This window comes from Vibrio harveyi, assembly GCF_030060435.1.
Classification (GTDB): domain Bacteria; phylum Pseudomonadota; class Gammaproteobacteria; order Enterobacterales; family Vibrionaceae; genus Vibrio; species Vibrio harveyi.
Genome location: NZ_CP125876.1, coordinates 377,832 through 391,171, shown reverse-complemented (window position 1 = coordinate 391,171; position 13,340 = coordinate 377,832). Strand labels below are relative to the sequence as shown.

General features: G+C 45.6%; 8 protein-coding genes, 5 tRNA genes and 3 rRNA genes. 13 read left to right on the top strand and 3 right to left on the bottom strand.

The window, feature by feature from the left end; all coding sequences use genetic code 11:
• Positions 1–24 precede the first annotated feature (24 nt).
• The 9 genes from QMY49_RS18290 to QMY49_RS18250 all read left to right on the top strand — a co-directional run bounded on the left by QMY49_RS18290 (position 25) and on the right by QMY49_RS18250 (position 6,580).
• Positions 25–549: a DUF3087 domain-containing protein gene (locus QMY49_RS18290; RefSeq protein WP_005449505.1), complete on the top strand. Its 525-nt coding sequence runs from the start codon at positions 25–27 to the stop codon at positions 547–549.
• Between the two features lie 503 nt (positions 550–1,052).
• Positions 1,053–2,604, top strand: a 16S ribosomal RNA gene (locus tag QMY49_RS18285).
• An 89-nt stretch (positions 2,605–2,693) separates the two neighbouring features.
• Positions 2,694–2,769 (top strand) — tRNA-Glu (locus QMY49_RS18280).
• Between the two features lie 2 nt (positions 2,770–2,771).
• A tRNA-Lys gene (locus tag QMY49_RS18275) sits at positions 2,772–2,847 on the top strand.
• A 9-nt stretch (positions 2,848–2,856) separates the two neighbouring features.
• A tRNA-Ala gene (locus QMY49_RS18270) sits at positions 2,857–2,932 on the top strand.
• 35 nt (positions 2,933–2,967) lie between these two features.
• Positions 2,968–3,043: transfer RNA gene (locus tag QMY49_RS18265), tRNA-Val, on the top strand.
• Between the two features lie 258 nt (positions 3,044–3,301).
• A 23S ribosomal RNA gene (locus QMY49_RS18260) occupies positions 3,302–6,191 on the top strand.
• 91 nt (positions 6,192–6,282) lie between these two features.
• Positions 6,283–6,399: ribosomal RNA gene (gene rrf, locus QMY49_RS18255) — 5S ribosomal RNA — on the top strand.
• Together the 16S, 23S and 5S rRNA genes with 5 tRNA genes alongside form the textbook arrangement of a ribosomal RNA operon.
• A 90-nt stretch (positions 6,400–6,489) precedes the next feature.
• Positions 6,490–6,580: transfer RNA gene (locus QMY49_RS18250), tRNA-Ser, on the top strand.
• A gap of 333 nt (positions 6,581–6,913) precedes the next feature.
• On the opposite strand, the gene QMY49_RS18245 is transcribed toward QMY49_RS18250, so the two are convergent.
• Entirely contained in the window at positions 6,914–7,270 is a 357-nt protein-coding gene (locus QMY49_RS18245) for a YibL family ribosome-associated protein (RefSeq protein ID WP_005530256.1), read from the bottom strand.
• A gap of 85 nt (positions 7,271–7,355) precedes the next feature.
• Positions 7,356–8,351 carry a 2-hydroxyacid dehydrogenase gene (locus QMY49_RS18240; protein WP_283315898.1) on the bottom strand — a complete coding sequence of 332 codons (996 nt, stop codon included), beginning with the start codon at positions 8,349–8,351 and terminating at the stop codon, positions 7,356–7,358.
• Between the two features lie 176 nt (positions 8,352–8,527).
• Between QMY49_RS18240 and QMY49_RS18235 the strand changes: the two genes are divergently transcribed.
• Positions 8,528–9,010, top strand: a complete 483-nt coding sequence (locus tag QMY49_RS18235; RefSeq protein WP_005453241.1) for a L,D-transpeptidase family protein — start codon at positions 8,528–8,530, stop codon at positions 9,008–9,010.
• 20 nt (positions 9,011–9,030) lie between these two features.
• On the opposite strand, the gene QMY49_RS18230 is transcribed toward QMY49_RS18235, so the two are convergent.
• Positions 9,031–9,747 (bottom strand): glycerophosphodiester phosphodiesterase family protein, encoded by a 717-nt coding sequence (locus QMY49_RS18230; protein ID WP_283315895.1) that lies wholly within the window; start codon positions 9,745–9,747, stop codon positions 9,031–9,033.
• 271 nt (positions 9,748–10,018) lie between these two features.
• On the opposite strand from QMY49_RS18230, the gene QMY49_RS18225 reads away from it, so the two are divergent.
• The 3 genes from QMY49_RS18225 to QMY49_RS18215 all read left to right on the top strand — a co-directional run bounded on the left by QMY49_RS18225 (position 10,019) and on the right by QMY49_RS18215 (position 13,172).
• Positions 10,019–10,972: a lactate/malate family dehydrogenase gene (locus tag QMY49_RS18225; RefSeq protein WP_283315893.1), complete on the top strand. Its 954-nt coding sequence runs from the start codon at positions 10,019–10,021 to the stop codon at positions 10,970–10,972.
• 161 nt (positions 10,973–11,133) lie between these two features.
• On the top strand, positions 11,134–11,799 hold the full coding sequence (locus QMY49_RS18220) for a response regulator transcription factor (RefSeq protein ID WP_005453247.1): 666 nt from the start codon (positions 11,134–11,136) through the stop codon (positions 11,797–11,799).
• The gene (locus tag QMY49_RS18215; protein WP_283315890.1) at positions 11,799–13,172 is read left to right on the top strand and encodes a sensor histidine kinase; all 1,374 of its coding nucleotides are present in this window, start codon (positions 11,799–11,801) and stop codon (positions 13,170–13,172) included. Before QMY49_RS18220 ends, QMY49_RS18215 begins: the two co-directional genes overlap by 1 nt.
• Positions 13,173–13,340: the final 168 nt, after the last annotated feature.

Sequence of the window (13,340 nt, the reverse complement as noted above, 5' to 3'; positions counted from 1 at the left end):
GAGGCAACCTGTTAGGAGCGGTATATGGAAATCAAAAAAATAAACAAACAAGTCTATAGAAAGAAGGTCAACCTAGTGATTGGTGGCTTTGTTGCCTTGCTTGCGATCTCTTCTCTTGCTTTTAGTACTTTATTAATTATCTTGTTCGGTAATACAGATGTAGTACCTGAACAATCGACGGGGAACTTTCATTGGAACTTAATTGGTGTTGTGCTCGCCTTAGCCACTTCACTGTCTTTGTTGAACCAATTCAAAACACGCCCTTATATGGAAGAAGTGTTGTATGTCTGGAAACTCAAGCAACTGCACAACAAGATCTTTCGCAAACTGAAAAGCATTAAAGCCGCTTCTGTTGAGCACGATGTAAAAGCGCTGACGATACTTAAGTTCTACTATACGACTCAAAGTCAGGTGTTTGAGTTAGACAACAACACATTAACGATGAGCAGTGTAAATAAAGAATTAGAGGCAATTGAACAAATAGAAGCGGCGCAATCACTGGATCTGGATATCGCTAGCTTTGAAGAGTCTTGGATAGACACATATTGATTGCCTATTTGCTACTTGAAGTTAACAACTAAGTGCTAAAAATAAGCGTTTGAGTGAGATTTCATCACTCAACGCTTTTTTTTAAGTTTTTTTCTAAAAAAGGGTTGCCAAGAAAAATCATCTCCCTATAATGCGCCTCCGTTGTCAGGGCAAAGCGGAAACACAAAAGCGGTTGGCAATGAGGCGAAAGAAAAAGCTTCTAAAAATTAATTTAAAAAAGTGTTTGACACTAAGAATTAATTCCTTAGAATACGCCTCCGCTTCGATAGCAAAGCTTACGAAGCAAGCTCTTTAACAATATAGACCTATCAATCTGTGTGGGCACTCGTTGATGATAATCCAATTAGAAATTTCTCTTAATAAAGAGCGGTTTCAAATTAGGTTTCAATGAAACGAAGTGACCATTGAATCGAAAGATTCAGCACAGTCAATTCAAACATTACTTATGTAATGTTCAGTATTCATTGAGCCTCTCCCTATTTATTTAGGGAATCAAAAACTTTAAATTGAAGAGTTTGATCATGGCTCAGATTGAACGCTGGCGGCAGGCCTAACACATGCAAGTCGAGCGGAAACGAGTTATCTGAACCTTCGGGGAACGATAACGGCGTCGAGCGGCGGACGGGTGAGTAATGCCTAGGAAATTGCCCTGATGTGGGGGATAACCATTGGAAACGATGGCTAATACCGCATAATACCTACGGGTCAAAGAGGGGGACCTTCGGGCCTCTCGCGTCAGGATATGCCTAGGTGGGATTAGCTAGTTGGTGAGGTAATGGCTCACCAAGGCGACGATCCCTAGCTGGTCTGAGAGGATGATCAGCCACACTGGAACTGAGACACGGTCCAGACTCCTACGGGAGGCAGCAGTGGGGAATATTGCACAATGGGCGCAAGCCTGATGCAGCCATGCCGCGTGTGTGAAGAAGGCCTTCGGGTTGTAAAGCACTTTCAGTCGTGAGGAAGGTAGTGTAGTTAATAGCTGCATTATTTGACGTTAGCGACAGAAGAAGCACCGGCTAACTCCGTGCCAGCAGCCGCGGTAATACGGAGGGTGCGAGCGTTAATCGGAATTACTGGGCGTAAAGCGCATGCAGGTGGTTTGTTAAGTCAGATGTGAAAGCCCGGGGCTCAACCTCGGAATAGCATTTGAAACTGGCAGACTAGAGTACTGTAGAGGGGGGTAGAATTTCAGGTGTAGCGGTGAAATGCGTAGAGATCTGAAGGAATACCGGTGGCGAAGGCGGCCCCCTGGACAGATACTGACACTCAGATGCGAAAGCGTGGGGAGCAAACAGGATTAGATACCCTGGTAGTCCACGCCGTAAACGATGTCTACTTGGAGGTTGTGGCCTTGAGCCGTGGCTTTCGGAGCTAACGCGTTAAGTAGACCGCCTGGGGAGTACGGTCGCAAGATTAAAACTCAAATGAATTGACGGGGGCCCGCACAAGCGGTGGAGCATGTGGTTTAATTCGATGCAACGCGAAGAACCTTACCTACTCTTGACATCCAGAGAACTTTCCAGAGATGGATTGGTGCCTTCGGGAACTCTGAGACAGGTGCTGCATGGCTGTCGTCAGCTCGTGTTGTGAAATGTTGGGTTAAGTCCCGCAACGAGCGCAACCCTTATCCTTGTTTGCCAGCACTTCGGGTGGGAACTCCAGGGAGACTGCCGGTGATAAACCGGAGGAAGGTGGGGACGACGTCAAGTCATCATGGCCCTTACGAGTAGGGCTACACACGTGCTACAATGGCGCATACAGAGGGCGGCCAACTTGCGAGAGTGAGCGAATCCCAAAAAGTGCGTCGTAGTCCGGATCGGAGTCTGCAACTCGACTCCGTGAAGTCGGAATCGCTAGTAATCGTGGATCAGAATGCCACGGTGAATACGTTCCCGGGCCTTGTACACACCGCCCGTCACACCATGGGAGTGGGCTGCAAAAGAAGTAGGTAGTTTAACCTTCGGGAGGACGCTTACCACTTTGTGGTTCATGACTGGGGTGAAGTCGTAACAAGGTAGCGCTAGGGGAACCTGGCGCTGGATCACCTCCTTATACGATGATTACTCACGATGAGTGTCCACACAGATTGATACGGTTTATAAAGTAAAGAGAGGAAGAGTTCCCAAACTCTTCAATCCAGTGTCCCGTTCGTCTAGAGGCCTAGGACACCGCCCTTTCACGGCGGTAACAGGGGTTCGACTCCCCTACGGGATACCATTGGGTCGTTAGCTCAGTTGGTAGAGCAGTTGACTTTTAATCAATTGGTCGCAGGTTCGAATCCTGCACGACCCACCATTTCTCGATGGGGCTATAGCTCAGCTGGGAGAGCGCCTGCCTTGCACGCAGGAGGTCTGCGGTTCGATCCCGCATAGCTCCACCATTCGAGACGTCTACCACGAGACGTAAAACTAATGTGGGCGATTAGCTCAGTTGGGAGAGCACCTGCCTTACAAGCAGGGGGTCACTGGTTCGAGCCCGGTATCGCCCACCATCTTTAAGTGCATTCGATGAGTGCTTTTAAAAATGGTTTCGAAAGAAATCTAGCTCTTTAACAATTTGGAAAGCTGACAAAACAAACTTTTAAGTTTGTTTGTAAAGTTCTCAATGTTTGTCTTTATGACAAACACCAATACAACACATTCAAGTGTTCTTGGAATTTGAGTCCGGCAAAATCGAGTCTGCATCATGTATAAAAATTGCAGACAACTTTGGTGATTTGACTTCAACTCGAAACTCCTTCGGGTTGTATGGTTAAGTGACTAAGCGTACACGGTGGATGCCTTGGCAGTCAGAGGCGATGAAGGACGTATTAACTTGCGATAAGCCCAGATTAGGTAGTAAAAACCATTTGAGTCTGGGATTTCCGAATGGGGAAACCCACTAGCATAAGCTAGTATCGCTGCGTGAATACATAGCGCAGCGAGGCGAACCGGGGGAACTGAAACATCTAAGTACCCCGAGGAAAAGAAATCAACCGAGATTCCGAAAGTAGCGGCGAGCGAAATTGGACTAGCCCTTAAGCTTTTTATGCGTCAGGTGAAACTTCTGGAAAGTTGTGCGATACAGGGTGATAGCCCCGTAACCGGCAACGCATTTAAAGTGAAATCGAGTAGGGCGGGACACGTGATATCCTGTCTGAATATGGGGGGACCATCCTCCAAGGCTAAATACTACTGACTGACCGATAGTGAACCAGTACCGTGAGGGAAAGGCGAAAAGAACCCCTGTGAGGGGAGTGAAATAGAACCTGAAACCGTGTACGTACAAGCAGTAGGAGCACCTTCGTGGTGTGACTGCGTACCTTTTGTATAATGGGTCAGCGACTTATATTCAGTGGCAAGGTTAACCATCTAGGGGAGCCGTAGGGAAACCGAGTCTTAACTGGGCGTTCAGTCTCTGGATATAGACCCGAAACCAGGTGATCTAGCCATGGGCAGGTTGAAGGTTGAGTAACATCAACTGGAGGACCGAACCGACTAATGTTGAAAAATTAGCGGATGACTTGTGGCTAGGGGTGAAAGGCCAATCAAACCTGGAGATAGCTGGTTCTCCCCGAAAGCTATTTAGGTAGCGCCTCGGACGAATACTACTGGGGGTAGAGCACTGTTAAGGCTAGGGGGTCATCCCGACTTACCAACCCTTTGCAAACTCCGAATACCAGTAAGTACTATCCGGGAGACACACGGCGGGTGCTAACGTCCGTCGTGGAGAGGGAAACAACCCAGACCGCCAGCTAAGGTCCCAAATTACTACTAAGTGGGAAACGATGTGGGAAGGCTCAGACAGCCAGGATGTTGGCTTAGAAGCAGCCATCATTTAAAGAAAGCGTAATAGCTCACTGGTCGAGTCGGCCTGCGCGGAAGATGTAACGGGGCTAAGTAGTAAACCGAAGCTGCGGCAATGTACTTTAGTACATTGGGTAGGGGAGCGTTCTGTAAGCGGTTGAAGGTGTGTGGTAACGCATGCTGGACGTATCAGAAGTGCGAATGCTGACATGAGTAACGATAAAGGGGGTGAAAAACCTCCTCGCCGGAAGACCAAGGGTTCCTGTCCAACGTTAATCGGGGCAGGGTAAGTCGACCCCTAAGGCGAGGCCGAAAGGCGTAGTCGATGGGAAACGGGTTAATATTCCCGTACTTCTTACAATTGCGATGGGGGGACGGAGAAGGCTAGGTGGGCCTGGCGACGGTTGTCCAGGTTCAAGTGCGTAGGCTTAAGAGTTAGGTAAATCCGGCTCTTTTTAAGGCTGAGACACGACGTCGAGCTACTACGGTAGTGAAGTCATTGATGCCATGCTTCCAGGAAAAGCCTCTAAGCTTCAGATTGTAAGGAATCGTACCCCAAACCGACACAGGTGGTCGGGTAGAGAATACCAAGGCGCTTGAGAGAACTCGGGTGAAGGAACTAGGCAAAATGGTACCGTAACTTCGGGAGAAGGTACGCTCTCGACGGTGAAGTCCCTCGCGGATGGAGCTATTGAGAGTCGCAGATACCAGGTGGCTGCAACTGTTTATTAAAAACACAGCACTGTGCAAAATCGTAAGATGACGTATACGGTGTGACGCCTGCCCGGTGCCGGAAGGTTAATTGATGGGGTTAGACTTCGGTCGAAGCTCTTGATCGAAGCCCCGGTAAACGGCGGCCGTAACTATAACGGTCCTAAGGTAGCGAAATTCCTTGTCGGGTAAGTTCCGACCTGCACGAATGGCGTAATGATGGCCACGCTGTCTCCACCCGAGACTCAGTGAAATTGAAATCGCTGTGAAGATGCAGTGTACCCGCGGCTAGACGGAAAGACCCCGTGAACCTTTACTACAGCTTGGCACTGAACATTGACCCTACATGTGTAGGATAGGTGGGAGGCTTTGAAGCACGGTCGCTAGATTGTGTGGAGCCGTCCTTGAAATACCACCCTTGTAGTGTTGATGTTCTAACGTTGACCCCTAATCGGGGTTGCGGACAGTGCCTGGTGGGTAGTTTGACTGGGGCGGTCTCCTCCCAAAGCGTAACGGAGGAGCACGAAGGTGGGCTAATCACGGTTGGACATCGTGAGGTTAGTGCAATGGCATAAGCCCGCTTGACTGCGAGAATGACGGTTCGAGCAGGTGCGAAAGCAGGTCATAGTGATCCGGTGGTTCTGAATGGAAGGGCCATCGCTCAACGGATAAAAGGTACTCCGGGGATAACAGGCTGATACCGCCCAAGAGTTCATATCGACGGCGGTGTTTGGCACCTCGATGTCGGCTCATCACATCCTGGGGCTGAAGTCGGTCCCAAGGGTATGGCTGTTCGCCATTTAAAGTGGTACGCGAGCTGGGTTTAGAACGTCGTGAGACAGTTCGGTCCCTATCTGCCGTGGGCGTTGGAAGATTGAAGGGGGCTGCTCCTAGTACGAGAGGACCGGAGTGGACGAACCTCTGGTGTTCGGGTTGTGTCGCCAGACGCATTGCCCGGTAGCTAAGTTCGGAATCGATAACCGCTGAAAGCATCTAAGCGGGAAGCGAGCCCTGAGATGAGTCTTCCCTGATACTTTAAGTATCCTAAAGGGTTGTTCGAGACTAGAACGTTGATAGGCAGGGTGTGTAAGCGTTGTGAGGCGTTGAGCTAACCTGTACTAATTGCCCGTGAGGCTTAACCATACAACACCCAAGGGGTTTTGATGGACTCGATGTAAGAACATTGAATGTGTGTAAGTAGAATTTAAATCAGTTTTCCAGATTAAAGAATTTGCTTGGCGACCATAGCGATTTGGACCCACCTGACTTCCATTCCGAACTCAGAAGTGAAACGAATTAGCGCCGATGGTAGTGTGGGGCTTCCCCATGTGAGAGTAGGACATCGCCAGGCTTGCTTACTGTTTTTAGATTTTAAAAAATCTAAAGGCAAAACTGAGATTTAGCATTATTTAAGTAAGACTAAATTTTAGTAACAATTTGTGGAGAGATGGCTGAGTGGTTGAAAGCACCGGTCTTGAAAACCGGCATACGTTAATAGCGTATCTAGGGTTCAAATCCCTATCTCTCCGCCACTACATAGAAAGCCCGTTGAGAAATCAACGGGCTTTCGTCATTTCTGACGTTTGAGAATGAGACGGGATTTGCATCAAACCCCTAGTCAGTCGAGCCCTCGATCTCAGAACGATTAAGAAGTCTCGCTAGAAATAGCGGGGCTTTTGTCGTTTTTAGTATTTGGAAATTAGCTAAAGCTTTGCCACTACGAGAATTTGAAAACGAACAGGTTGCAGTGTCACTCACTATCTATAATGGTGATTTTTCTAAGCTTAACTTTATGAATTTTAGGCACAAAAAAGCCCAAGCTAAGCAGCTTGGGCTTTTTAATATCTGTTGTTTAAAAAGAGTGATTAGAACTCTTTCGGAGCAAAACCTGTCATTACATCTAGGCGCAATTCTTTACCCACTTTTGTTAATGGGTGAACGATAACTAGACCACGAACACGCTTCTTAAGCTTACCAATGTCTGCTTGCTCAGCTTTTGTGATTTCACGAGAAAATGGCATATCAAGCAGGCTCTTACGCTCTTTGTTAAGTTCGTATGTTTGCTTGTGCTTAAGTTGGTTAAGTTTCTTCGTTAGATCGTCAACTTCATTCGTGAACTTAGTAATCATTTCATGATCACCACGAGAACGTGCCGCATCCAGTTTGCGTTGGCAAGTATCTAAACGGTTGTGCAGCTTTTGAATATCGGTTTTTATGCTCATGGTAATTGGACTCAAATTTTTCAATGGTCGAGGAGTATAGCATAGCTGAAATTCAACGCTCTACTATACTGTTCGATCTATTGATTTAGTTGATCAGTTCATTACCTGATGCGTTGCCAACAAAGAAAGCATCCACGTTATTTAAAGTCACTGAGGCAATGTTGTTTAGTGCTTCGTGAGTCAGGAAGGCTTGGTGTCCAGTGAACAACACGTTGTGACACGCGGATAGACGACGGAACACGTCATCAACAATGACATCGTTTGACTTGTCTTGGAAGAATAGGTCTTTTTCGTTGTCGTAAACATCTAAACCTAGTGCGCCAATTTTGCCTTGTTTCAGTGCTTCAATTGCAGCGACAGAATCAAGCAGTTCACCACGGCTGGTATTAATGATCATCACACCATCTTTCATCTGCGAGAATGCCTTCTCATTCAATAAATGATAGTTCTCTTCGCTCATTGGACAGTGTAGCGAAATGACATCTGCGTTCGCATAGATCTCTTCAAGAGAGCAGTAGCGAGCGCCCATTTCCAATGCTAGAGGGTTTTCATATGGGTCGTAGCAGAGCAGCTCCATGCCTAAACCTTTAAAGATACGCATGGTTGCAATGCCAATCTTGCCTGTACCCACAATGCCAACGGTTTTGCCATGGAAGTTGAAGCCAACCAAGCCTTCCAGGTTGAAGTTTGCATCACGCGTGCGCTGGTAGGCTTTGTGTAGGCGTCGATTTAAACACATCATCATACCGACAGTATGCTCAGCGACAGCTTCTGGGGAATAAGCCGGGACGCGCACTACTTGAAGTCCAAGCTCCTTTGCTGCTTCTAAATCGACTTTGTCGAAGCCTGCGCATCGCATCGCGATTAATCTGGTCCCACCAAGAGAAAGCTGTTTAAGTACTGGTGCGGATAAATCATCATTTACAAACGCACATACGACTTCACAGCCCTGAGCCATTTTTGCGGTTTTTGAGGTTAATCTAAAATCATGGTAGTGAAATTCGAAGTCTCGATGGTTTTTAATTTTATTGAAAGACGCTTCGTCGTAGGATTTCGCACTGAAAAAAGCAATGTTGAGCATAATACCCTCTCTATTTGTGCTGAATTTATAAAGTAATCTCCTTATAAAGTAATCCAAGTTAGTCATAATGAGTAGTGAAATTTGCACATATTAAGTTTGCTTTAGTATTACCTTGTGACTAGCATGGTTGCTCTTTTTTATGTTCCCTTAGAATGGGTGAGTTAGGCGTTCTGGCGATGTCAGTAAAATGGTTGTCTTTAATCTTGTGTTGTTCTTTTGTTCCTTTTACACAGGCTGCTGTGGACTTGGTCAAAGTAGACAAATCAAAACGCAGAATGTACCTAATGGACAATGGCGAAGTGGTTAAAGAATATCGGATTGCGTTAGGGGCTAATCCGAAAGGGCACAAGCAGGAAGAAGGGGATAACAGGACTCCAGAAGGTGACTACACTCTAGATTATGTGATTAACGATTCTGCTTTCTATCGCTCTGTCCACATCAGTTATCCAGATGTAATTGATCGCTTGGAAGCGCATCGAAGAGGTGTCTCTCCGGGCGGAGAGATCAAGATTCATGGCCTCAAAAATGGCGAGACACAATCCCCTCAGTTTATCCAGAGCTTTGATTGGACCAATGGGTGTATCGCCATCACCAATGAAGAGATGGATGAGTTTATAAAGCTAGTTAAAATGGGAACGCCAATCACCATTGAGTGGTAATGGAGCGCCTAGTTTCAACCCTATTCTTGAGACATAAAGCGGCTTGGATGGTCGCTGAAGATACCATCTAGCGCCGGCAAGTGTTTCAACTTGTTTGGGTTATTCACTGTATAGCACATTACCTTATATCCGGCTTGCTGCAGCTTCTTAATTTGACGGGAACGAACCCAGTTAATATTGAGGTTGCAACTGTATGCGTTGACTTCTTCTAACAGTAGTCCGTCTTTACGGGTAAAGAACTCACTTAGCACACCCAATCTGTAGCCTTCACAGTGCTTGTATAGCGCTCTTATCACGTCGTGACTAAAGCTCGACAAAAGGATAAATTCTTTGGTCAATGGTCCTTCAGAAAGGGTTTTAGCGACTATCTTCGCGACATCCTCTGCTGAATGGTGGTCAACTTTAACTTCGATATTAAGATTTAGGTTGTTTTTCGCAGCGAGCCCCAGCAACTCTGACAGCGTCATGATCGATTCATTGCTGAACTCTGTACTGAGCCAACCACCAAAATCTAACGTTTTTAGCTCAGCTAAAGTCATTTGATCAACACGACCTTTGCCGTTGCTGCAGCGGTTTACTGTGTGATCATGACATACCACTATTACATTGTCTTTGGTGGGTTGTACATCAACTTCAACCCAATCAAGACCCAAATCTATAGCGGCTTGAATACTGACTTTGGTGTTTTCTGGATACTTGCCTGCCACGCCTCGGTGACCAATCAATAGCGTTGTCATATACGTCTATTCTCAATTAGAAACTGCAAAGAATTGTACTCCTTTTTTGTACCTGCAATAGAGTTTAAATGTATGAAGTGATTAAATGATGGTTATTGATGCATATATAAAGAAGAAATTTCCATCATTTAAACGTCATTAAGTCGATAAAGGCTAGCTTAGGTAGGTATTCTGGGTAACATAAAGTGATTGGACTTTTATGCTCTTACTGCCCAAGTTTTTAGTGGGAACGCAAAGTGAGGGCATAACTTTTATTATCAGGGAGAGAAGTATGAAAATTGGTGTAATTGGCGCAGGTGCCGTTGGTGTTGGAGTATGTAATTACTTACTGACCATGGGCAGTGTAAGTGAGTTGGTTCTATTGGACCAAAACTTAGAGCGTGCTGAAGGGGAAGTCTTCGATTTCCGTCATACCACTGCACTGACCTTCTCGAAAAACACTCACATCATTCCTACTGACGACTATCTCGATCTTCTCGGCGCTGATATTGTCGTAATCACTGCGGGAGCGCAGATTAAGCAAGGTCAGACGCGAATTGATATTGCAGAAATCAATGCCAAGATAGGTGTTGAGATTGTACGTAAAGTCGAACGAGTAGCTCCAAATGCAACCCTCATTGTTGTATCTAACCCTTGTGATATTGTCGCGCACTTTATTGCAACCAATACAGGCTTTGAGAATAGCAAAGTGATCAGTAGTGGCTGCGTGATCGATACTGCGCGCTTGATGAGCATTGTTGCCAATCGCGTGGATTTGGACCCGAAGAACATCTTTGGTTATGTTCTCGGTGAGCATGGTAGCAATTGTTTTACGCCAAAGAGTTTGATTTCAATTGCAGGACAACCTGCAGATTTCTATTGCGATGCCAATAATGTAGAGCGTATCGATGCAGACGAATTGCTCGAAGCTGTGAAGCAAGCTGGGTATGAGATTTTCCGTCGTAAACAAAATACCGTTCATGGGATCGCTGCAAGTGTGTTTCGTATTATTCAGGCAATCAAGATCAATGAACGATCAGTTTTGCCTGTAGGGACCATGATGACGGGTCAATATGGTGTTAATGGCGTGGTATTGAGTTTGCCTACTGTTGTTGGCAAGAAAGGTGCAGAGTCAGTACTCACTCATCCATTTACACAAGAAGAGCTAGATACACTTCATTCGATTAGTATCAACTTACGAGGCATCGTTGAAGATGTCGCCAAAGTAACAGGTTTAAAGTGTTGATTTAAATAATTAAAAAATCAGCATTTCTTGCGATAAAAGCCGACTGAAAAGTGGGCTTTTTTTATGTCCAGTTTTCGTACAGAAACCTTAGAATCTATGGTTGTTTAATCTGCAAATGAGTAATAGAATGCGAACCATTTTTATTTGAGTTGGTATTGGTAATGTCCCGAGTTCTTATCGTAGATGACGATGTTCCGTTGTGTGAATTATTGGAGGCGGTGTTACAAGAAGAGGGTTACACCGTTTCATCTGTCCATTGTGGGGAAAGCGCTTTGCAATACATGGAGAAGACGCCGGTTGATCTTGTTCTTCTCGATGTCATGCTACCAAATCTAAATGGTATGCAAGTTGCGCGTCGTATCTGTCAACGTTTCGCGACGCCGATCCTCATGCTAACGGCATTAAATGATGAGAACTCGATGCTAGATGGCTACCAAGCAGGCGCAGATCAGTACATCGGCAAGCCCTTTAATGTACCTGAATTGTTGATGCGCATTAAAGCAATTCTTCGTCGCGTAGGATTAGAACGTCAAAGACAAGCTATGTGCTGCACAGTACAAAGTATCAGTGATCAACTGAACAGTTTGCCGCTGACAGGTACTGAAGCAGAGTTACTTTGCTATTTGGTAAAAAACCAAGGCGTTGTGATTTCTAAAGCCGAATTGCAAACCGAGGTTTTGAAGAAAGAGCTAAGTCCGTTTGATCGCAACTTAGACATGCACATCAGTAATATTCGTCGTAAATTGGTGGAAGCGGGATTGTCCAAACAGCACATTAAAACGTTTCGTGGAAAAGGTTATAGCTACCTAGAGGCTGTGACGAATTAATGAAATTTGTGTGCCCATCCTATATAGCCAAGCGTCGAGATAGTCTGGCTTTTAAGCTATTTACTTACATGACGGCGATCGTCATCAGTATCCTTGCTGTACAAGCTGTCGCTGAGCAAGCCTTAGTAAAAGCAATGCTAAAAGTACCAGCGAGCGTAAAAGCAGAAATGTTGGACTTAGCGCATCAAGCCAATGTTTTGATCGAAGACGGAGATATGGATGAGCTTGCGGATTGGGCGAATGCACAACACTTTTACTTATTCGTGTTAGACGAAAATCAACACCCACTTACCCATCGCCTGATGCACCCTCATTTTGAGTTCAAACTTAAGTTTAAAAGACGTTTAGATGAACAACTAGAAGGCAGAGTTAGCCGCCCAATTTTCAGTATTCCTCTTGTGGGCAACAACAGTTTGGTCATCCAACTGCCTCATCGTTTACACCCAGCTCATGACTTTATTCTCTACTTTTCGATACTGAAAGTTGTGATTGCAGCGGTCATTCTGGCGCTGTTTTCTCTATTAATGGCAAGGAACTTACAGCAACCTTTAGACCGACTTCGTGAGGCGAGTAAGAGGCTATCAAATGGTGATTTTACTGTCAGTGTGGTTGATGAACTGAAATCAAACACACGAGAATTTAATGAACTGGCGCAAGACTTCGATCATATGACCAAGGAGATCCACTCTTTGGCTGAGAAACAGCGTCGATTAATACGTGATGTTTCACATGAACTTCGTACACCATTGGCGCGACAGAACTTGGTGTTACATCTGTTGCGAAAGCGTGTGGGTGAGAGTGAGCAAAGCCTTGTCACTCGCATGGAAGAAGAAGCAAATGAACTTAATCACTTGATTGGTGAGATACTCGAAATCAGCCGATTGGAGAACGCTCGCTACGATACTGAGATGAAACGTAGCGACTTAGAAGTTCTGCTTGCTCCTCAGGTTGAGCGTTGCAAGATCGACCTAAAAGCTCAACAAACTCTTACTTTTAAATCGGACGCGACAAGGACAAAAGCCCAGTGTGACGACACTTTAGTCGTGCGCTGTTTGAACAACTTGATTGGTAACGCGATCAAGTATGCGGGCGACTCTGCGCAGATTAATGTGTGCTTAACAAATAAATCCACCGATAAGCGCCACTACTTAGCTGTGACCATTGCTGATAATGGTCCGGGTATTCCACAGGATAAATTGTCCGACATCTTTGACCCATTTACTCGATTGGATGCTTCCAGAGACAAAAAGCTTGGTGGCTATGGTCTTGGGCTCGCAATAGTAAAAGAATCGATGCGAATGATGGGAGGAAAAGCCATCGCCACAAACCGAGTGGATGGTGGGTTGAGTGTAACATTGTTGTTTAGGCAATAGATCGCTCGCGGCCATTCGTGATTTAGATCACGTTCGAACAAAGTATTACTCTCATGCCCTTTACAAAAGTTTACGAATGCAAAGAATGTAAATTTAATGCAAATGGTAATGGTTATCACTTATATTCTCTCGCAAAATAAGTAGAAGGGAATCACATAGCACCTATGT

Coding starts and splice junctions, on each gene's coding strand:
- QMY49_RS18220 (WP_005453247.1), top strand. CDS start 11,134: ATGTCCCGAGTTCTTATCGTAGATGACGATGTTCCGTTGTGTGAATTA.
- QMY49_RS18245 (WP_005530256.1), bottom strand. CDS start 7,270: ATGAGCATAAAAACCGATATTCAAAAGCTGCACAACCGTTTAGATACT.
- QMY49_RS18215 (WP_283315890.1), top strand. CDS start 11,799: ATGAAATTTGTGTGCCCATCCTATATAGCCAAGCGTCGAGATAGTCTG.
- QMY49_RS18230 (WP_283315895.1), bottom strand. CDS start 9,747: ATGACAACGCTATTGATTGGTCACCGAGGCGTGGCAGGCAAGTATCCA.
- QMY49_RS18235 (WP_005453241.1), top strand. CDS start 8,528: ATGTCAGTAAAATGGTTGTCTTTAATCTTGTGTTGTTCTTTTGTTCCT.
- QMY49_RS18240 (WP_283315898.1), bottom strand. CDS start 8,351: ATGCTCAACATTGCTTTTTTCAGTGCGAAATCCTACGACGAAGCGTCT.
- QMY49_RS18225 (WP_283315893.1), top strand. CDS start 10,019: ATGAAAATTGGTGTAATTGGCGCAGGTGCCGTTGGTGTTGGAGTATGT.
- QMY49_RS18290 (WP_005449505.1), top strand. CDS start 25: ATGGAAATCAAAAAAATAAACAAACAAGTCTATAGAAAGAAGGTCAAC.